The 18,786-nt window shown below is 71.0% G+C and carries 16 protein-coding genes; 6 read left to right on the forward strand and 10 right to left on the reverse strand.

All coding sequences use genetic code 11. The features are described 5' to 3' along the window. Nucleotides 1-109: 109 nt before the first annotated feature. The 3 genes from purM to EDC82_RS11765 all read right to left on the reverse strand — a co-directional run bounded on the left by purM (nucleotide 110) and on the right by EDC82_RS11765 (nucleotide 3,384). Nucleotides 110-1,225: a phosphoribosylformylglycinamidine cyclo-ligase gene (gene purM / locus EDC82_RS11755; RefSeq protein WP_131941637.1), complete on the reverse strand. Its 1,116-nt coding sequence runs from the start codon at nucleotides 1,223-1,225 to the stop codon at nucleotides 110-112. An 86-nt stretch (nucleotides 1,226-1,311) separates the two neighbouring features. Continuing rightward, on the reverse strand, nucleotides 1,312-2,934 hold the full coding sequence (gene purF, locus EDC82_RS11760; RefSeq protein ID WP_006943258.1) for an amidophosphoribosyltransferase: 1,623 nt from the start codon (nucleotides 2,932-2,934) through the stop codon (nucleotides 1,312-1,314). Between the two features lie 81 nt (nucleotides 2,935-3,015). Next, nucleotides 3,016-3,384 (reverse strand): hypothetical protein, encoded by a 369-nt coding sequence (locus EDC82_RS11765; protein ID WP_131941640.1) that lies wholly within the window; start codon nucleotides 3,382-3,384, stop codon nucleotides 3,016-3,018. A 121-nt stretch (nucleotides 3,385-3,505) separates the two neighbouring features. Here EDC82_RS11765 and EDC82_RS11770 point away from each other — a divergent pair, with 121 nt between their 5' ends. Continuing rightward, nucleotides 3,506-5,692: a hypothetical protein gene (locus EDC82_RS11770; RefSeq protein WP_131941642.1), complete on the forward strand. Its 2,187-nt coding sequence runs from the start codon at nucleotides 3,506-3,508 to the stop codon at nucleotides 5,690-5,692. Between the two features lie 264 nt (nucleotides 5,693-5,956). Here the strand turns inward: EDC82_RS11770 and EDC82_RS11775 are convergent, their stop codons facing one another. Beyond that, nucleotides 5,957-6,325, reverse strand: coding sequence for a sterol carrier family protein (locus EDC82_RS11775; protein WP_115297148.1), 369 nt, complete (start codon nucleotides 6,323-6,325; stop codon nucleotides 5,957-5,959). 87 nt (nucleotides 6,326-6,412) lie between these two features. Here EDC82_RS11775 and EDC82_RS11780 point away from each other — a divergent pair, with 87 nt between their 5' ends. Next, nucleotides 6,413-7,273, forward strand: coding sequence for a spermidine synthase (locus EDC82_RS11780; RefSeq protein ID WP_131941644.1), 861 nt, complete (start codon nucleotides 6,413-6,415; stop codon nucleotides 7,271-7,273). Nucleotides 7,274-7,322: 49 nt separating this feature from the next. After that, complete coding sequence (locus EDC82_RS11785) at nucleotides 7,323-8,192, forward strand: Fpg/Nei family DNA glycosylase (protein WP_131941646.1); 870 nt, start codon at nucleotides 7,323-7,325, stop codon at nucleotides 8,190-8,192. Between the two features lie 217 nt (nucleotides 8,193-8,409). Here the strand turns inward: EDC82_RS11785 and purL are convergent, their stop codons facing one another. From purL to purD, 6 genes are all read right to left on the reverse strand, one after another. After that, nucleotides 8,410-10,755 carry a phosphoribosylformylglycinamidine synthase subunit PurL gene (purL, locus tag EDC82_RS11790; protein ID WP_235006219.1) on the reverse strand — a complete coding sequence of 782 codons (2,346 nt, stop codon included), beginning with the start codon at nucleotides 10,753-10,755 and terminating at the stop codon, nucleotides 8,410-8,412. Nucleotides 10,756-10,768: 13 nt separating this feature from the next. After that, on the reverse strand, nucleotides 10,769-11,440 hold the full coding sequence (gene purQ / locus EDC82_RS11795) for a phosphoribosylformylglycinamidine synthase subunit PurQ (RefSeq protein ID WP_006945326.1): 672 nt from the start codon (nucleotides 11,438-11,440) through the stop codon (nucleotides 10,769-10,771). Then, nucleotides 11,437-11,694: a phosphoribosylformylglycinamidine synthase subunit PurS gene (gene purS / locus EDC82_RS11800; protein ID WP_038569404.1), complete on the reverse strand. Its 258-nt coding sequence runs from the start codon at nucleotides 11,692-11,694 to the stop codon at nucleotides 11,437-11,439. Before purS ends, purQ begins: the two co-directional genes overlap by 4 nt. 124 nt (nucleotides 11,695-11,818) lie before the next feature. Further along, nucleotides 11,819-12,298, reverse strand: coding sequence for a DUF429 domain-containing protein (locus EDC82_RS11805; protein WP_074040251.1), 480 nt, complete (start codon nucleotides 12,296-12,298; stop codon nucleotides 11,819-11,821). After that, nucleotides 12,295-13,188: a phosphoribosylaminoimidazolesuccinocarboxamide synthase gene (locus EDC82_RS11810; protein ID WP_074040250.1), complete on the reverse strand. Its 894-nt coding sequence runs from the start codon at nucleotides 13,186-13,188 to the stop codon at nucleotides 12,295-12,297. Before EDC82_RS11810 ends, EDC82_RS11805 begins: the two co-directional genes overlap by 4 nt. Further along, entirely contained in the window at nucleotides 13,185-14,486 is a 1,302-nt protein-coding gene (purD, locus tag EDC82_RS11815; protein ID WP_074040249.1) for a phosphoribosylamine--glycine ligase, read from the reverse strand. Before purD ends, EDC82_RS11810 begins: the two co-directional genes overlap by 4 nt. A gap of 269 nt (nucleotides 14,487-14,755) precedes the next feature. Here purD and EDC82_RS11820 point away from each other — a divergent pair, with 269 nt between their 5' ends. From EDC82_RS11820 to EDC82_RS11830, 3 genes are all read left to right on the forward strand, one after another. Further along, a complete protein-coding gene (locus EDC82_RS11820) occupies nucleotides 14,756-15,943 on the forward strand; it encodes a response regulator transcription factor (RefSeq protein WP_074040248.1) in 1,188 nt (395 codons plus the stop codon). A 110-nt stretch (nucleotides 15,944-16,053) separates the two neighbouring features. Continuing rightward, on the forward strand, nucleotides 16,054-18,342 hold the full coding sequence (locus EDC82_RS11825) for an AAA family ATPase (RefSeq protein WP_083603867.1): 2,289 nt from the start codon (nucleotides 16,054-16,056) through the stop codon (nucleotides 18,340-18,342). Between the two features lie 34 nt (nucleotides 18,343-18,376). Continuing rightward, nucleotides 18,377-18,772: a chorismate mutase gene (locus tag EDC82_RS11830; protein WP_081873741.1), complete on the forward strand. Its 396-nt coding sequence runs from the start codon at nucleotides 18,377-18,379 to the stop codon at nucleotides 18,770-18,772. Nucleotides 18,773-18,786: the final 14 nt, after the last annotated feature.

Below are 18,786 nucleotides of genomic sequence, written 5' to 3' on the forward strand. Positions count from 1 at the left end.
GTTGACGTGAACGAGAGCCTCCATCCCATCGGGACGGAGGCTCTCGTCGTGCTGACTTCTGCGTGGGCCGCCGCCGAGCTCGAGGGGCTCGAGCGCCCGTGCTCACGCGTCAGGCGTAGCTGCCCACGATCTGGCAGGCGCCGGCGTCGACGCCCTTGGCGCCGGAGATGATCTCTGCCTCTGCGGCGTCGAGGTTCTCGGTGCGTGCGATATCGCCCATGCGCCATGCGGGCAGGTCGAGTTCGGCGCACACCTCGATGGCCGTCGCGGCCTGCTCGGCGGGCAGCACGGCGACGAAGCCGACGCCCATGTTGAGGGTGCGTTCGATGTCGTCCTGGGGCACGTTGCCGACGCGCTGGGTGACGTCGAAGACGGCCGGCGGCGTCCACGTCGAACGCTCGATGCGCGCGCCCATGCCCTTGGGCAGGACGCGGGCGACGTTCGCCGCCAGGCCCCCGCCTGTGACGTGGGACAGTGCGTGGATGTCGACGCCGTCGGTGCGGATGAGGCGCAGCAGGTCAGCAGCGTAGACCCGCGTCGGTTCGAGCAGCTCCTCCCCCAGCGTGCGACCGAACTCCTCGACGTGCTTGTCGTAGCCCCACCCGGCGCTCGCGTAGACCTTGCGCACGAGCGAGTAGCCGTTGCTGTGCAGGCCGCTCGCGGCGAGGCCGAGGACGACGTCACCTTCGCGCACCGACTCGGGAAGGATGAGATTGGCCTTGTCGACGACGCCCGTCGCGGCGCCCGCGACGTCGTACTCGTCCGCGGCGAGCAGGCCCGGGTGCTCGGCCGTCTCCCCACCGATGAGGGCGACGTTCGCCTGACGGCACGCGGCGGCGATGCCCTTGACGATGGCCGCGATGCGCTCGGGCACGACCTTGCCGGTCGCGATGTAGTCGGTCATGTAGAGCGGCTCCGCGCCGCACACGACGATGTCGTCGACGACCATGCCGACGAGGTCGAACCCGATCGTGTCGTGCGTGTCGAGCGCCTGCGCGATCGCGACCTTCGTGCCGACGCCGTCCGTCGACGTCGCGAGGATCGGGTGCTCCATGCGCGCGAGGACGGAGGCGTCGAACAGCCCCGCGAACCCGCCGAGGCCGCCGAGCACCTCGGGGCGCTGGGCCTGCTTGACGGAGGCCTTCATCAGTTCGACGGCCTTGTCGCCGGCCTCGACGTCGACGCCGGCGCCTGCGTAGGTGATGGGTTCGTTGTGCTGGGTCATCGTCGTCCTTCGAGGTGCGAGGTCACGGTGCGGGCGCGGCGCCGCCGTCAGGGCTGCGGCGGCGCGGGAGGATCGAGAGGCGTCGGTCAGTTCGACGTGTGCCGACGGGCCGGGCTGACGGCGGCGCCCCCGGCGGGCGAGACGCCGTCGGGGTTGGTGCGGGCGAGGTCGATCGACTCGTCCTGGCCGAGGTCGGCCGTGCCGACCGTCGTCGGATCGACGCCGCCGAACTCGACAGGCAGCTGCAGCTCGAGCAGGCCCTTGCCGAGGCGATCCTCAGCGGGCAGCTCGACGGGGTAACGGCCCGTGAAGCAGGCGGTGCACAGGTTCTCGCGGGGCTGCCCGGTGGCGGCGATCATGCCGTCCTCGCTGATGTAACCGAGCGAGTCGGCACCGAGAGACGTCGCGATCTCGTCGACGACGAGGCCGTTGGCGATGAGTTCGGCGCGCGTCGCGAAATCGATGCCGTAGAAGCACGGCCAGCGCACGGGCGGGCTCGAGATGCGCACGTGCACCTCGGCCGCGCCGGCCTCGCGCAGCATCCGCACGAGGGCGCGCTGGGTGTTGCCGCGCACGATCGAGTCGTCGATGACGACGAGGCGCTTGCCCTTGATGACGGGCTTGAGCGGATTGAGCTTGAGGCGGATGCCGAGCTGGCGGATCGTCTGGCTCGGCGCGATGAACGTCCGCCCGACGTAGGCGTTCTTCACCAGGCCCATGCCGTACGGAATCCCGGACTCCTCGGCGTACCCGATCGCGGCGGGCGTCCCGGATTCCGGCGTCGGCATGACCATGTCAGCGTCGACGGGGAACTCACGCGCGAGCTGACGGCCCATCTCGACGCGGCTCTCGTAGACCTCGCGGCCGGCGATCGTCGTGTCGGGACGGGCGAGGTAGACGTACTCGAAGACGCAGCCCTTCGGCTCGGGCTCGGCGAACGTCGTCGAGCGCAGACCGTCCGCGTCGATGGCGATCATCTCGCCCGGCGCGACCTCGCGCACGTAGCTGGCGCCGACGATGTCGAGCGCCGCCGTCTCGCTCGCCACGACCCAACCGCGCTCCAGGCGGCCGATGACGAGCGGGCGGATGCCCTGCGGGTCACGCGCGGCGTAGAGCGTGTTCTCGTCCATGAAGACGAAGCAGAACGCCCCCCGCAGGTGAGGCAGCAGGGCGAGGGCCGTCTTCTCGAGGCTCGTGTCGAACTGAGCGCCGAGCAGCGCCGTCACGAGCGCGGTGTCGGTGGTGTTGCCGCGACGCAGCTCGCCGAGCGTGTTGCCGAGCTCGCCGTGGATCTCCTCGAGCTTCTCGCGCAGCTCGGCGGAGTTGATGAGGTTGCCGTTGTGCGCGAGCGCCACCGTGCCCGCCTCGGTGTCACCGAGCGTCGGCTGCGCGTTCTCCCAGGTGGAACCACCCGTCGTCGAGTACCGGCAGTGGCCGATCGCGAGGTGGCCGCGCAGGGAGGCGAGGCTCGTCTCGTCGAACACCTGGGAGACGAGGCCCATGTCCTTGTAGACGAGCAGGCTCTTGCCGTCGCTCGTCGCGATACCTGCCGACTCCTGGCCGCGGTGCTGCAGCGCGTACAGGCCGTAGTAGGTGAGTTTCGCGACCTCTTCACCCGGCGCCCAGACCCCGAAGACGCCACATGCGTCCTGGGGGCCCTTCTCGCCGGGAAGGATGTCGTGTGAGAGTTTGCCGTCGCCGCGTGCCACAGACATCAGTCTTTCACGACCTGAGCCGCAGCGTGCATCGTGCGAGCAGCCGGGCGCCGGGGCGCAGGACGCGTACGGGCGTCAGGAACGACGGTCGGCGACGACGAAGGCGAGGCCGCCGAGCAGCGTGCCGAGGGCACCGAACAGGACGACGAGATAACCGGTCGATGACGACGCCGTGTAGTTGCCGCCGTCACCGCCGTCGAGGGAGACGAAGAGGCCCGCGAGGGCTCCGATGACGGCGCCCGTCAGCAGGAACGGCATGACGCGGGGCGCACGACGCACGCGAGCGAGGGGCAGGCCGTCGCGGTTCATGGCCGGACGTTCGTCAGCGCGCGCCTCGTCATGGGCCGGGCGTGGCGCCTCGGACGCCCGGCGGGCGTCGTCACGGGTGTCGTGGCGGCTCTCGTCGCGCTCGGCGGTTTCGGTGCGGGGTTCAGGCGTGCTCACCCCACCACGGTAGCAACGCCCGCGGGCGCATCACGACGCGGTAAATCCCGGCCCGGCGCAAGTGACTCGGCGGTAGGGTGGCCACAGAAATGTGTGCTCGTACGACTGATGGGACGCGACCGTGAAGTGGTTCATCCTCGAAAACGTCATCCTGCTGTTGGCTCTGATCGCCTACCTGCTCATGCGCGACCCGAAGAAGGGCGCGCCGAAGCGCCCGGGTTCGGTCGGCATCCACGGAGTGAACGGCAAGAACAAGATCGGCCGTGACGACTCCGTCGACGAGAGCGTCGAGACGCCTGACGCGAAGGCCGCGGCCACCTCCGAACTCGAGGAGAAGCCTGCGAAGGGTGCCGCGAAGACGGCCGACGAGGTGAAGACCGGCGCACCGAAGAACGAGACGGCCAAGCAGCAGCCGGCCGCCCAGGACGCGCCCGCGAAGGCGGAGGCTCCCGCGCCGAAGAACGCGCCGTCCAACGGCCAGAAGGCTGCCGCGGCCGGTGCTGCGGCGTCTGCCGGTGGCGCTGCGTCGGCAGCGGCCGACGACTGGGATGCCGCCCCGGCTCCTGCTCCTGAGACGCCCGCCGCGCCCGCCGCATCGAGTGGTGACGACTGGGATGCCCCCGCTCCGGCTCTCGACGCGACCGCTGCCCCGGCCGCGCCGGCTCAGGCTGCGCCCGCCGCGCCCGCCGCATCTGGCGGCGACGACTGGGACGCCCCCGCCCCCGCTCTGGACGACTCCGCCCCTGCCGCCGCTGCGCCTGCCGCGTCCGGTGGTGACGACTGGGACGCTGCTCCCCCGGTTCTCGATGACGCGGCGGCTGCCGCACCGCAGCAGACCCCGGAAGCCGTCCAGACACCGCAGGCCACGCCTGCGACCTCCGGTGGTGACGACTGGGACGCCCCGCCGCCCGCACTCGACGACTCGGCTCCGGCCGCGCAGCCGCAACAGACACCCGAAGCCACCCAGGCACCGCAAGCCGCACCCGCCGCCTCCGGTGGCGACGACTGGGACGCTGCTCCCCCGGCTCTCGACGACTCCGCTCCCGCCCCCGTTGCGCAGCCGCAGGCAGCTGCCCCGGCAAGCGATCCGGCCCAGGCCGAGACCCCCGCGCCGGCCCAGGACACGGCGACGAGCCAACCTGCCGCGGCCCCGACACCCGCACCGGCGTCGTCGGGTGGCGATGACTGGGGAACGGAGCCGCTGCCGCTCGACCAGCTCGACTCGCTCGCCCCGGCAGCGCCCGCAGCGACGGACGAGAAGGCTGCCCCTGCGGCCGCGTCCACCGCTGCTGACTCGACCCCGAGCACCCCGGCTGCTCCCGAAGCTGACGGCGAGAAGGCCGCTGCCGAAGCAGCATCCACCCCGGCGGCGGACTCGACGTCGACTCACGGCGCATCGACGAGCACGAACGACACGACGACTGACGCCGCCACCCGCCCGTCCGAACAGGCCGCTGACACCACCGACCACGGCACGTCCGGTGCTGCGGTTGCGGCCGGTGTCGCGGGAGGGGCGGCCGCCGCTGCCGCGATGGCGTCGGGCCGCTCGTCGGACGACACGGCGACCGTCGCGTCGGACCGTTCCGCGGAAGCCGACTCGACCGCGACGCAGACTCAGTCCAAGCACGCGGGCTCGGGAGCGCAGGACGCCACCATGTCGGCACCCGCCACGACCCCTGCTGCGCCGAAGCCCTCGGGCGGCGACGACTGGGGCACCGAGCCGCTTCCGCTGGACCAGCTTGACCAGTTCGCTCCGGCGACGACCGACGCGGCCGCAGCGCCTGCGGAGTCGGCCGGTGTCGGTGTGAGCGAGCCCGTCGCCGACCCGTCCACGTCGACGACCGGCGCTGCGTCGAACGCCGCCACGACGACGGTGGCACAGCCGTCGGCGTCCGAGGATGCCGCGAGCGCCTCGCAGACGGCGGTCGAGGCCGACGGACGCACCGACGACGCCGCTCAGCCACTGCAGGACTTCACGTCCGACGAGCTGGCTCACGACACGGCTTCATCGAGCGAGTCGGGGCAGTCGCCGCAGGGCGCCGGTTCGCCGTTGCAGGCTGCTCCCACGGCGGCTGAGGTCTCGGCTGCCGAGGTGGCTGACGGTCCGTTCGGTCCTGGCTCGGCCGAACCCAACGAGGACGGTTCGGCGCCGTCGCCGGCGTACACGATCAAGGGCAACGCGGACACGATGCTGTTCCACACGCCCGACAGCCCGAGCTACGAGCAGACCGAGGCCGAGGTGTGGTTCACGAGCGTGGACGCCGCCAAGGCCGCGATGTTCCGCCACTGGGACCCCGCCCAGCGCTGATCGACTCGGCTCCTGACGATGGCCGCTCACCTCGAAGGTGGGCGGCCATCGCCGTCCTCGGCCGCCTGACCGAGCCCTTCGGCACCCTCCGCGCGTCCGCACACGCTCCCGATGGCGAGTAGCTCACACGTCGGCAGGTAACTGCCCGCCGACCTGTGAGTTACCCGCCATCCTCCAGGCTCCGTTTTGTCTCCCGGGCGGGCGGGGCCCCGGCCACCTCCGCGGCCGGCGCTGCTGGCCGGCCCGGCAACGTTGCGAGTCCCGTCAGGCTGGGACGAGCGGCAGTTGGGCCGAGACGTCGGCGCGCTGCCCCGACGTGCGTAGGCGCCCCTCGGCGCGGGCGGCGTCCCACGTCAGGCGGCCGGTGGCGAGTTCGAGCCAGGTGACGGCGTCGGTCTCGATGACGTTCGGGGGCGTGCCGCGCGTGTGGACCGGGCCCTCGATGCACTGGACGGCGCCGAACGGCGGCACGCGCACCTCGACGGTGCGGCCGGGCACCTGGATACCGAGCTCTTCGAGCGTGTAGCGCACGGCGAGGGCGGTGGTGGGTCGTGCCGTGTCAGCGGGGTTCGCGGCCCAGTCGAGGACGGCGGCGCGACCCGCTTCTGGCGCGATGCGGCGACGAGGTGGCATGCGCCCCATCCTAGGGGCGTCCCCCTTCCGCGATTCTCGTTCCCATCGGCGATCTTCGTCCACATTCGCACCGCCTACATTGGTCGCATGGCTCGCCGACGCATCCCCACGACTGCCCCTGAGACCGCCGCCGGCGACCCCTTCGAGTTCATCACCGACGAGCGCGGCGGTGTCACCGTCATGCGCGACGGGCACCCACAGTCGCACGTCCACCCGGACGATCCGACGCTGCTGGAGTTCGAGTACGTCCAGCACTTCGCGCTCGTGCTCGACGCGCTGACGCCGCCCGCGCCGTCCCTGCTCGGCGTCACGCACGTCGGCGGCGCAGGGCTGACGCTGGCACGCTACGTCGAGGCGACCCGCCCCGGTTCGCCGCAGATCGTCCTCGAGCCCGACGTCCGCCTCACCGACGCCGTCCGTCGCGAACTGCCGCTGCCCCGCGCGCATCGCATCCGGGTACGGCCGGCTGACGGCGCCTCGGGCGTCGTAGCTCTCAAGGACGACTCGGCCGACGTCATCGTCCTCGACGCATTCGCCGACGGACGCGTGCCGGCCGAGCTCGTCAGCCCGACGTTCGCGGCCGACGTCGCGCGTGTGCTCAAGCCGGGTGGCGTGTTCATCGCCAATCTCGCCGACGAGCCAGGGTTCGCGTGGACCTCACGCGCCGCCGCGACGTTCACCGCCGTGCTGCCACACGCCGTCATCGTCGGGGCGCACGAGGTGCTCAAGGGCAAGCGCTTCGGCAACGTCGTGCTGACCGCGTCGGCCGATGCCAGCGCCCTCGACCTCGACGCCGTCACCCGCGCCGCCGCTCGTGCGCCCCTGCCGACGGGCGTCCGGCGCGCCGCCGAGCTGGCACGGATGTTGCGGGCGGCCGCCCCTTTCACCGACAACGACGCGGCACGCTCCCCCGTCCCGCCGCAGCTCGGTGCGTGGCGAGTGCGCTGACGCTGCGAGCGTGACACGATCGGCTGCACCGCCACGACGAAGGAGAACGATGCCCGAGGGCCACGTCACGCACCGCATCGCGGGGATGATGAACGACAACTTCGCTGGGCGAATCATCAAATCGTCCTCTCCCCAGGGCCGATTCGCCGAAAGCTCAGCGCGCATCGACGGCCGTGCCTTCGATCACGCCGAGGCCTACGGCAAGCACATGCTCGTCGCGTTCGAAGGGCTCGACGAGCGCGTCAACATCCACCTCGGTCTGCTCGGAAAGTTCTTCTGGACGTACGGTGTCGAGCCCGGCGAGGCGCCGATCACCGGCGCCATCCGGTGGCGTCTCGGAGCATCGTCCGACGACGGTGATGCGCGCGGCAGTGTGGTCATGGATCTGCGTGGCCCCAACGTCTGCGCGCTCAAGACGCCGGACGAGGTGGCGGCGATCGTCGGCAAGCTCGGGCCCGACCCGTTGCGCGTGGACGCCGACCCTGACGTCGCGTGGGTGCGGATCCGCCGCACGTCGACGCCGATCGCTGCGCTGCTCATGGACCAGAAGGTGTTCAACGGCGTCGGCAACATCTACCGAGCCGAGGTGCTCTTCCGCCACGGCCTCGACCCGAAGATGCCGGGGAAGTTCTTGCGCCGCACCGAGTTCGACGCGATCTGGGCGGACCTCATCGCGCTCATGCCGCTCGGGGTACGCGACGGCCGCATCGACACCGTCCGCGACGAACACTCGCCCGAGACCATGGGGCGTGATCCGCGCGTCGACAAGCACGGCGGCGAGGTCTACGTCTATCGACGCGCGGGGCAACCGTGCCTCGTCTGCGGCACGCCCGTGGCACACGAGGAGTTCGCGGGCCGCAACCTGTTCTGGTGCCCGCGCTGCCAGCCGCGTCACCGCCGTCGCACGCCCAACCCGTGAGGGCCGCAATCCCGCATGGCAGAGTTTCGGACCCCGACTCGCCGGTTGAGAGCCGCAATCTGGCATGGCAGAGTTTCAGCCCCAATCCGAGCAGCCGAGCCGAGATGGGGCACACGCCTGGACCCGCACCTCGTGAACACGTCGAGAGGCCCATTCCTGGTTCCAGGAATGGGCCTCTCGAACGAGCGCGCACCAACCGTCAGCGATGCGCAGGCCGTCAGCCGAAGATCTTTCGCAGCGGCACCTGGTGCGTCTCGGAGAGCTCGGCGACCGGGATCGAGAACAGGTCGCCGACGGCGAGCGCGCCGCCACCCGTCTCGCCGATCTTCGCTGCGGCTACACCGGCCTTCGACGCGAGCGCCTCGAACGCCTCGACGTGCTCCGGTGCCACCGCGACGAGGGCGCGACCGGCCGACTCGGAGAACAGCGACACGAACGCGTTGTCGGTGAACGACACCGACGCACCGACACCATGACGCATGACGCCTTCAGCCAACGCGACCGCGAGACCGCCGGACGACAGGTCGTGAGCCGCGGCGAGCAGGCCGTCACGGGCACCGTCGATGAGCACCGACGCGAGCGCCTTCTCGTTCTCGAGGTGCACCATCGGCGGCAGGCCCCCGAGGTGGCTGTGCACGACGCCGGCCCATTCGGAGCCGTCGAGCTCGTCCCGCGTCTCGCCGAGCACGTAGAGCGCGAGGCCCGCATCCTTCCACGCCGACGGCGTGCGCTTGCTGACGTCGTCGAGCACGCCGAGGACGGCGACGACGGGCGTCGGGTGGATCGCGACGTCACCCGTCTGGTTGTAGAACGACACGTTGCCGCCCGTCACGGGAGTGCCGAACGCGCGGCACGCCTCGATGATGCCGTCGACGGCCTGGCTGAACTGCCACATGACGCCCGCGTCCTCGGGCGAGCCGAAGTTGAGGCAGTCGGAGACGGCGAGCGGCGTCGCGCCGGCGGCCGCGACGTTGCGGTACGCCTCCGCGACGGCGTGCTGCGCGCCGATGAACGGGTCGAGCTTCGCGAAACGGCCGTTGCAGTCCGTCGAGAGCGCGACGCCGAGCCCGGTGCCCTCGTCGACGCGCACGACGCCGGCGTCGTCAGGCATGGCGAGCGCCGTGTTGCCCATGACGTAGCGGTCGTACTGGTCGGTGATCCACGACTTGTCGGCGATGTTCGGCGAACCCAGCACCTGCAGCAGCTGCGCGCGCAGCTCGTGGCCCGACGCCGGTCGGCGCAGCAGCGACGACACGTCGTCCTGCATCGCGTCGAGGTACTCGGGTCGCGCGAGCGGGCGCTCGTAGACCGGCCCGTCGTGCGCGACGGAGCGCGGCGGCACGTCGACGACGACGTCGCCATGCCAGGTGATGACGAGGTTCTCACCGTCGGTGACCTCGCCGAGGACGACGGCCTCGACGTCCCACTTCTCGGCGATCGCCATGAACGCGTCGAGCTTGTCCGGCGCGACGACGGCCATCATGCGCTCCTGCGACTCGGACATGAGGATCTCCTCGGCCCGCAGCGAGCTGTCGCGCAGCGGGACGCGGTCGAGTTCGATGTGCATGCCGCCGTCACCGGCGGAGGCGAGTTCGGATGTCGCGCAGGACAATCCGGCGCCCCCGAGATCCTGGATGCCCTCGACGACGCCCGCGGCGTACAGGTCGAGGCAGCACTCGATGAGCACCTTCTCGGCGAAGGGGTCGCCGACCTGGACGGCGGGTCGCTTCGTGGGCCCTTCGGAGTCGAACGTCTCGGAGGCGAGCACGGAGACACCGCCGATGCCGTCGCCACCCGTCTTGGCGCCGAACAGCACGACCTTGTTGCCCTGGCCTGCGGCCTTGGCGAGGTGCAGATCCTCGTGGCGCAGCTTGCCGACGCACAGCGCGTTGACGAGCGGGTTGCCCTGATAGCAGTCGTCGAACACGACCTCGCCACCGATGTTCGGCAGGCCGAGGCAGTTGCCGTAGCCGCCGATGCCGGCGACGACGCCGGGCAGGACGCGCGCGGTGTCGGGGTGGTCGAGCGCGCCGAAGCGCAGCGGATCCATGACGGCGATCGGGCGCGCACCCATCGCCATGATGTCGCGCACGATGCCGCCGACGCCGGTCGCGGCGCCCTGGTAGGGCTCGATGTAGCTCGGGTGGTTGTGGCTCTCGACCTTGAAGGTGACGGCCCAGCCCTGACCGATGTCGATGACGCCGGCGTTCTCGCCGATGCCGGCGAGCTGCTTGCCGCGCGGCGTCTCGCTCGGCAGGTCGCCGAAGCGGCGCAGGTGCGTCTTCGACGACTTGTACGAGCAGTGCTCGCTCCACATGACGGAGTACATCGCGAGTTCGGCGCTCGTCGGGCGACGCCCGAGGATCTCGCGGATGCGCGCGTACTCGTCGTCCTTGAGGCCGAGTTCGGCCCACGGCTGCTCGACGTCGGGCGTCGCCTCGGCCTTGCTCACCGTGTCGAGACCGTCCGTCTTCGGCGCGGCGATGATCTGGCTTTCGGCGCTGAAGCCCTCTTCGGCAGCGGCGAGCTGGCCCGGCTCCGGGCTCGTGTTCATCTCAGTCATCAGTGCTGTCTCCTCAGACGCTCGCGAGCGCCGTGATGGCGGACGTGAAGAAGGCGAGCCCGTCGGTCGAGGGGCCGAAGCCCTCCTCGACGCAGTGCTCGGGGTGCGGCATGAGGCCGACGACGTTGCCGCGTTCGTTCGTGACGCCGGCGATGTCGCGGTACGAGCCGTTCGGGTTGCCCTGCAGGTAGCGGAAGACGACCTGGCCCTCGCCCTCGAGGCGGTCGAGCGTCGCGTCATCTGCGACGAAGCAGCCCTCCCCGTTCTTCAGCGCGATGGTGATCTCCTGATCGGCCGTGAAAGCGTTCGTCCACGCGGTGGAGGTGTTCTCGACACGCAGCACCTGGTCCTTGCACAGGAACTTCTGGTGGTCGTTGCGGATGAGCGCGCCGGGCAACAGATGCGATTCGCACAGGATCTGGAAGCCGTTGCAGATGCCGAGCACGGGCATGCCGCCCTGCGCTGCAGGGATCAGCTCGTCCATGACAGGCGCGAACCGCGCGATGGCGCCGCAGCGCAGGTAGTCGCCGTAGCTGAAACCGCCAGGCACGACGACGGCGTCGACGCCCTTGAGGTCGGCGTCACCGTGCCACAGGTCGACGGGGTCTCCCCCGGCGAGGCGGACGGCGCGCTTCGCGTCGTGATCGTCGAGCGAACCGGGGAAGGTGATGACGCCGATCTTCACTGCTCGTCCTTCAGGTCGTGCACGCTGACGACGTCCTCGATCACGGGGTTGCTCAGCAGCTTGTCGGCCGCCTCACGCGCCGCGGCGAGGTGCGCGTCCGTCACATCACCGTCGACGGCGAGGACGAAACGCTTGCCCTGACGCACGTCGGTGAACTGCTCGAAACCGAGGCGCGGCAGCGCACCGGCGACGGCCTGACCCTGCGGGTCGAGGATCTCGGACTTCAGCATGACGTCGACGACGACGTGGCCCATGGGTTCTCCCTGTGAGAGGCGGTGTGTCCAGCACCCTGAGTCTAGGCGGCGCCACCGACAACGCCCCATTCCCGCTCACGTCGTGCGCAGCGGCAGGTGGATCCAGCCCTCTTGACGGGCCGCGTCACGGTGCGCACACGTGGGCGATGCGATCGGCCGAGACACTGAGCGGCCTGACGGCCGGCCGTGCCGGATCAGCGCTCGAGCCGTGGCGCTTCGTCACCTCGATGACGTCGAGATCCGTCGCCCGATAGACCAAGCGCTGGCGCTCGTCCGGCGTCGCGTAGGACGCTTCCCGCACCTCGGACCCTCCCGGTTCCCCACTACCCTGATCACCCACGAGTTCGACGAACTCCTGAGGCCAGCCGAACGGGCAGTCGACGCCGATCTTGGCGTCACTGCGATCGAGGAGGCTGACGAGCACCGCGTCGCTGACGCACTCACGACCCTCGCCCCAGACGTCGACGATCCTCGCGCGGTCCCCCTCCCAAGCCAACTCCACCGCAGCGGTGTTGACCGGGGCGGCAGCCAGGTCGACACCGATACTGATGCCGTGGGCCGGTCGCTGAACCTCGGGCTCGCCCGCCGCCCTGCGACCCGTCACGCGAACGTGCGGCCCGTCAGTGCTTCGTAGGCCTCGATGTACTTGGCGCGCGTGGCGGCGACGATGTCGTCGGACAATGCCGGCGGCTGCTCGCCCGACGACTTGTCCCAACCAGAGGCCGGGGACGTCAGCCAGTCGCGCACGAACTGCTTGTCGTACGAATCCTGTGCGCGCCCCGGCTGCCACGACGCGGCCGGCCAGAAGCGGGACGAGTCGGGCGTCAGCAGCTCGTCGGCGAGCACGAGCGTGCCGTCGGCACGCACGCCGAACTCGACCTTCGTGTCGGCGATGAGGATGCCCCGCTCGGCGGCGATCTCGTTGCCACGCGCGAGGATTCGCACGGTGAGGTCGCGGATCTCATCCGCGCGCTCCCGCCCGACGAGCACGACGGCCTCGTCGAACGTCATCGACTCGTCGTGATCCCCGATCTCGGCCTTCGACGTCGGCGTGAAGATCGGCGTCTCGAGCTTGGAGGCATCGACCAAGCCGTCCGGCAGGGCCACCCCACACACCGCACCCGTGGCGCGGTACTCGGCGAGCCCGCCACCCGTCAGGTACGCGCGGGCGATGGCTTCGAGCGGCACCATGTCGAGCCGTTCGACGAGCACCGCACGGCCCGCGACGGCGTCGGGCACGTCCGTCGAGACGACGTGGTTGGGCACGAGGTCTGCCATCTGCTCGAACCACCACAGCGACAGCTGCGTCAGCACCTTGCCCTTGTCGGGGATGGGTGTCGAGAGGATGAAGTCGAACGCCGAGATGCGGTCGCTCGCGACGAGCAGCACCTGGTCGTCGCGAGCCTTGCCGTCCGCGTCGAGCGGCGCGTACAGGTCGCGCACCTTGCCGGAGTAGACGTGCGCGTACCCAGGAAGGTCGAGTGTCTCGCTCATGCCTGCTCTCCTTCGACGGTGATCTCACCCTTGAGTGCCTTGAGCGCGATGTCGGTGCGGTGATGACTGCCGGGCAACCTGATGCGCTCGACGCCCGCGTACGTCACCTCACGGGCGGCGGCGAGATCCGCACCCCGTCCGACGACCGACAGCACACGCCCACCGGACGAGACGATTCCGCCGTCGCTGCCCAGCTTCGTCCCCGCATGCAGGACGTACGCACCGTCACCCGCCGCGGTGCCGTCACCGTTCACCTCGTCGAGGCCGTCGATGCGCACACCCGTCACCGGCTTCGCGGGGTAACCCTCGCTCGCGACGACGACGGTGACGGCGGCGTCATCGCTCCATTCGAGCGGCCCGAAGTCAGCGAGCTCACCCCGTGCGGCAGCGCGCAGCAGACCGCCGAGCGGCGTGCGCAGACGCGCGAGGACGACCTGCGTCTCCGGGTCGCCGAAGCGCGCGTTGAACTCGACGACCTTCGGACCCTTCGACGTCAGCGCCAGCCCGACGTACAGCACGCCCGCGAACGGCGTGCCGCGGCGCGCCATCTCGTCGATCGTCGGCTGCGCGACTCGCTTCACGACATCGTCGACGAGCCCCACCGGCGCCCAGTCGAGCGGCGAGTACGCGCCCATGCCACCGGTGTTCGGGCCCGCATCGTCATCATGGGCGCGCTTGAAATCCTGCGCCGGCTCGAGCGGAACGACCGTCGCACCGTCGCTGATGCAGAACAGCGACACCTCGGGGCCGTCGAGAAATTCTTCGATGACGAGGCTCGACCCGGCGTCGAGACAGGCCCGGGCGTGCGCGAGCGCCTCGTGGCGGTCGTTCGTCACGACGACACCCTTGCCGGCCGCGAGCCCGTCGTCCTTGACGACGTACGGGGCGCCGGTCGCATCGAGGGCCGCGGCGACCTGCGTCATGTTCGTGCACGCGTGCGCGCCGGCGGTCGGGACGCCGGCGGCCGCCATGACGTCCTTGGCGAACGCTTTCGACCCCTCGAGTCGGGCGGCTTCGGCCGACGGGCCGAACGTGTCGATTCCGGCTGCGCACACCGCGTCCGCCACCCCGGCGACGAGCGGCGCCTCGGGCCCGATGACGACGAGGTCGGCCCTGATCTCCTGCGCCAGTTCGGCGACGGCGTCACCGTCGAGGATGTCGACGTCACGCACCTGGGCGTCGGCGGCCATGCCTGGATTTCCGGGGGCGGCGACGATGATGTCGACCTGCGGATCCGCTGCGAGACCCTTGACGATGGCGTGCTCGCGCGCGCCCGTTCCGACGACCAAAGCCTTCATGGCCGCAACCCTACCGGCGAGGAGGCGGCGCGCGCGGCCCCGGGAACCCAGGGGGAGGAAATGCTCCCGGGGCGGCGCGCACCTGGCGCGAAGTGGGTCGAACCATCGGGGGTAGGTGGTGACACGCTCCTTCGCGCACCGGACGGGCCGGCAGACCCACTATGGCACGACCACGGACACCCGTTCGCTCACGGTTTGGCAGAATGGCGTCATTGGCGAACATTCGCCAAGAGCGTTACTTCTTTCTCCCTCGTCGACAGGCGGTCGTCATGCCCCATCAGTCATCCACCGATGTACCTTCCGGGGCACCCGGCACACCCGCCGACGCTCTCGGCGCGCCTGCCGACACCCCCGGCACGATCGGCGGCGGCACGCCCGCCGACGCGATCGCCGACCTCGCCGCGACGATGCCCGAGGGCGCTGCGACGACGAACGCGCTCGCCGACCTCATCGGCGAGGACCGTCCGACCGAGCTCTACCTCCACCTGCTCATGCACGGCGCGTGCGACGAGAACGATCTCGCCGCAGCCGGATTCGCCGTTGAGGCTACCGCCGTCGCCCTGCGCATCCTCACCGCGCGTGCCATGGTCGAGCGGGATTCGTCGGGGTGGCGGGTCACGCCCCCGGAGCAGGCGCTGCCCACCCTCGCGGGGCAGCTCGAGTCACGCGCGACGAGTATCCGCGCCGCGTTGCCGGGCCTCGTCGCCGCCCACCGCAACGCCGCGAAGGCCACGGGCGCGAACCGACTGTTAGAAGGCACCGACGCGCTCGACGGCGAGCGCGAGGTCGCGTTCGCGTTCGCCCAGTGCGTCGCGAACGCTCGTCATGAGGTGCGAGCCATGCGCACGCGATCCATCGCGACGCGCTCGCCCATCCTCGACGCGCTGCCCGGTTCACGCGACGGGCGCGTCGGCGCCTCGCAACGTCTCGTGACGGTCGACACCGTCATCGACTCGAGCCTGGTCGCCGACTTCGACGCCGACGACTTCGCCTCTCTGCAACCCACGCCGAACGTCCGCGTCACCCTTGCGACGGGCGTTCCGTTCACCGCCGCCGTCAACGACGACGGGATGGCGGTCATCGAGACCGTCAGCGGTGGCGGTGTGGCGGGGCTCGTCGTGCACGACGCCGGACTCGTCGCGGCGGTGTCGTCGACGATCGACCTCATGCTGCGCCTCGCCGCTCCCCTCGCCGCGACCCATCCGCGTGCGTCGACGCAGTCCATGGCGCGCCAGCGCACGGACGGTGTGCAGGCTGCCACGTCGGATGCGTTGAGCGACCAGGAGCGCCTCATCCTGACGCTGCTCGCCGCAGGAGTGCCCGACGCCACCGTGGCGCGTCGCGTCGGCGTCAGCCAGCGCACGTTCGATCGGCGCGTCCGCAGCGTCATGGATCGCCTCAACGCCCAGACACGGTTTCAGGCCGGGGTGCTGGCCGCCCGACGCGGCTGGTTGTGAGCCCTGTCGCGACATGGACCCCGACGCGCCGAACGGGCCGACGAACGCTCTAAGGTAGAGGGTCATCCGCGCGCGGCGCGGTGAGCCAGCACGGCGAGGGGAAGCACTGCGTGAGCACGGTTGAGGGACGTCCGGCCGGCCAGGTCGACGAACTGCCCGACGAGGTCACCCGCGAGATCGCGATCGAACAGGCGCACGTCGAGCGCGTCTACGCCGAACTGGCGAAGGCCGGCGAGCGCGTCGGCATCGTCGAATCCGAGGGCCTCGCGCGCGGGCGCGCGAGCCGCTCCGGCGACATGCGCGACGAGGAGAAGGCCGGCCTGTTCGAGCGTGACGCGCTCATGTTCTCCGCCGGCAAGCGACGCGCGACGCTCGAGCAGCAGTTCGAAGGCCTCGTCTTCGGGCGCCTCGACCTCGACCACGCGATGACGGCGGGTGGGGACGCGAACGACGCCCCCGGCGGGTTCGTCTCCACCGGCTCGGGTGACGACCTCGAGGTGCGCTACATCGGTCGCCTGGGCGTGCGTGACGACGAGTACGAACCGCTCGTCATCGACTGGCGCGCGCCGGCGGCATCACCGTTCTACCGCGCGACGCCCGTCGCCCCGGAGAAGGTCGTGCGCCGCCGCGTGCTGCGCTGCCGTGACGCTCGCGTCCTCGGCGTCGAGGACGACCTCATGACGGTGGAGGCGCCGGAGGGCATGACGGTCGTCGGTGACGGTGCGCTCATGGCCGCCCTGACGCGCTCGCGCGGGGCGCGGATGCGCGACATCGTGGCGACGATCCAGCGCCACCAGGACGAGGCGATCCGCGCCGACGCGCGCGGCGTCACCCTCATCACGGGTGGGCCGGGCACGGGCAAGACCGTCGTCGCGCTGCACCGCGCGGCCTACCTGCTCTACTCGGATCGGCGCCGATTCGAGTCGGGCGGCATCCTCGTCGTCGGCCCGTCGGCCGCCTACACCGCATACATCGAGCGCGTCCTGCCGTCGCTCGGCGAGGATTCGGTGGCGCTGCGCGCGCTCGGCGACCTCGTCGGCGGGCTGACGGCGACGCGCCTCGACGCGCCGGCCGCGGCCGCCGTCAAGGGTGGGCTGCGCATCCGAAAGGTGCTCTCGCGCGCCGCGAAGGACGTCGCGCCCGACGCGGCGACGAGCCTGCGCGCGATGGTCGCGGGCCTCGCCGTCCACCTCGATGAGCGCGAGCTGCGCCGCGTCCGTGCGAGCCTGCTCAGCCACCACCAGCACAACAAGCTCGCCAGCAACCCCGCCGACGTCGTCGAGGCCCTCGCGGCCGCGGCGTGGCTGCAGGTGCGCGAGCACACGAACCTGGAGCGCCCCGAGTTCGTCGACCGCTTCGAGGATTCGCGCGACGTCGAGGCGTTCGTCGCCGACTGGTGGCGCCCGATCGACCCGCGTCACGTGCTGCTGTGGCTCGGTGACGCCGACCGGCTCGCGCGGTATGCACGCGGCGTGCTGAGCATTGGTGAGCAGGCGGAACTCGTCGCGTCGATCGCCGTCGCGGTCGAGCGCGGCGAGTGGTCCGTGGCCGACGTTGCGCTCGTCGACGACCTGCTCGCCCGCCTCGCCGAGGTGCCCGAGGCCGCCCGCGAGGAGCGTGGTTTCTACGAGATCGAGGAGTTCGACAACCTCACCGAGTACGGCGTCCACGAGGTCGAGGTGACCGGATCGCGCCGTCAGGGCGGCGAGGTCGGCTTCGAGGTGACGCCCGCCGACGCCCGCGAGCGCCTGCTCGCCGGGCGCCTCACGCGCGCCGAGGAATACAGTCACGTCCTCGTCGACGAGGCGCAGGACCTGTCGCCGATGCAGTGGCGCGCCGTCGGTCGGCGCGGAAAGTTCGCGTCGTGGACCGTCGTCGGCGACCTCGCGCAGGCGTCGTGGCCCGACCTCGACGAAGCCGCCGAGGCACGCGAGGAGGCCTTCGGGACGAAGAAGCGTCAGAGCTTCCACATGACGACGAACTACCGCAACGCGCGCGAGATCTTCGACTTCGCGGCCGACCTCATCCGACGCTACGTGCCCGACGCCGACATCCCCGAAGCCGTGCGCGAGACCGGCATTCACCCCGTCTCGATCGACGTGAGCCGCGACGACGTCATCGCCCGCGCCCGCGAAGCCGTCACCGGCCTGCTCGAGCAGGTCGACGGCAGCGTCGCCGTCATCGCGCCCGCGGCGTGGCGGCAGGCGCTGGCCGAGCTCGACGGCGCAGCGGGCCGCGTCGTCGTCATCGACCCGATGTCGACGAAGGGCCTCGAGTACGATGCGACGCTCGTCGTCGACCCCGATGAGATCACCGCCGAGTCACCTGGCGGCGCGCGCGTTCTCTATGTTGTGCTGACTCGTGCCGCGCACCGCATGACGGTGCTCGACGTGCGCTGACGCGCGACACGAGTGACGACGGAGCGAGGACGACATGACCCACACCCCTGACGCCGCGCTGCCGGCGAGCGACGGCCCCGACGGCGGCGCGAACGCCAGCCCGACCGCGGGCGACGGCGGTCTGCACGGCTCGGTCGCGGGCACGTCCGACGCGGTGCTCGGCGCGTACCGACGCAGCATCGACAACATCGACGCGGCGATCATCCACATGCTCGCCGAACGCTTCCGCATCACGCAGGCCGTCGGCGAGTACAAGGCGACGCACGAGCTGCCGCCCGCCGACCCGTCGCGCGAGGAGCGTCAGGTCGCCCGCTTGCGCGGCCTCGCCGCCGAATCGGGCCTCGACCCCGAGTTCAGCGAGAAGTTCCTCCGATTCGTCATCGACGAGGTCATCCACCACCACCTGCAGGCGGCGTCCGACGCGTCCTGACGTCGTTGGTTCGC

This window comes from Dermacoccus sp. SAI-028 (assembly GCF_004346775.1).
GTDB lineage: Bacteria > Actinomycetota > Actinomycetes > Actinomycetales > Dermatophilaceae > Dermacoccus > Dermacoccus nishinomiyaensis.

Bases quoted from the DNA above. Each gene is read 5' to 3' on its own strand.
- EDC82_RS11785 (WP_131941646.1), top strand. From the start codon at position 7,323: ATGCCCGAGGGCCACGTCACGCACCGCATCGCGGGGATGATGAACGAC.
- purM (WP_131941637.1), bottom strand. From the start codon at position 1,225: ATGACCCAGCACAACGAACCCATCACCTACGCAGGCGCCGGCGTCGAC.
- EDC82_RS11820 (WP_074040248.1), top strand. From the start codon at position 14,756: ATGCCCCATCAGTCATCCACCGATGTACCTTCCGGGGCACCCGGCACA.
- purL (WP_235006219.1), bottom strand. From the start codon at position 10,755: ATGACTGAGATGAACACGAGCCCGGAGCCGGGCCAGCTCGCCGCTGCC.
- purD (WP_074040249.1), bottom strand. From the start codon at position 14,486: ATGAAGGCTTTGGTCGTCGGAACGGGCGCGCGCGAGCACGCCATCGTC.
- EDC82_RS11780 (WP_131941644.1), top strand. From the start codon at position 6,413: ATGGCTCGCCGACGCATCCCCACGACTGCCCCTGAGACCGCCGCCGGC.
- EDC82_RS11775 (WP_115297148.1), bottom strand. From the start codon at position 6,325: ATGCCACCTCGTCGCCGCATCGCGCCAGAAGCGGGTCGCGCCGCCGTC.
- EDC82_RS11830 (WP_081873741.1), top strand. From the start codon at position 18,377: ATGACCCACACCCCTGACGCCGCGCTGCCGGCGAGCGACGGCCCCGAC.
- purS (WP_038569404.1), bottom strand. From the start codon at position 11,694: ATGGGCCACGTCGTCGTCGACGTCATGCTGAAGTCCGAGATCCTCGAC.
- EDC82_RS11810 (WP_074040250.1), bottom strand. From the start codon at position 13,188: ATGAGCGAGACACTCGACCTTCCTGGGTACGCGCACGTCTACTCCGGC.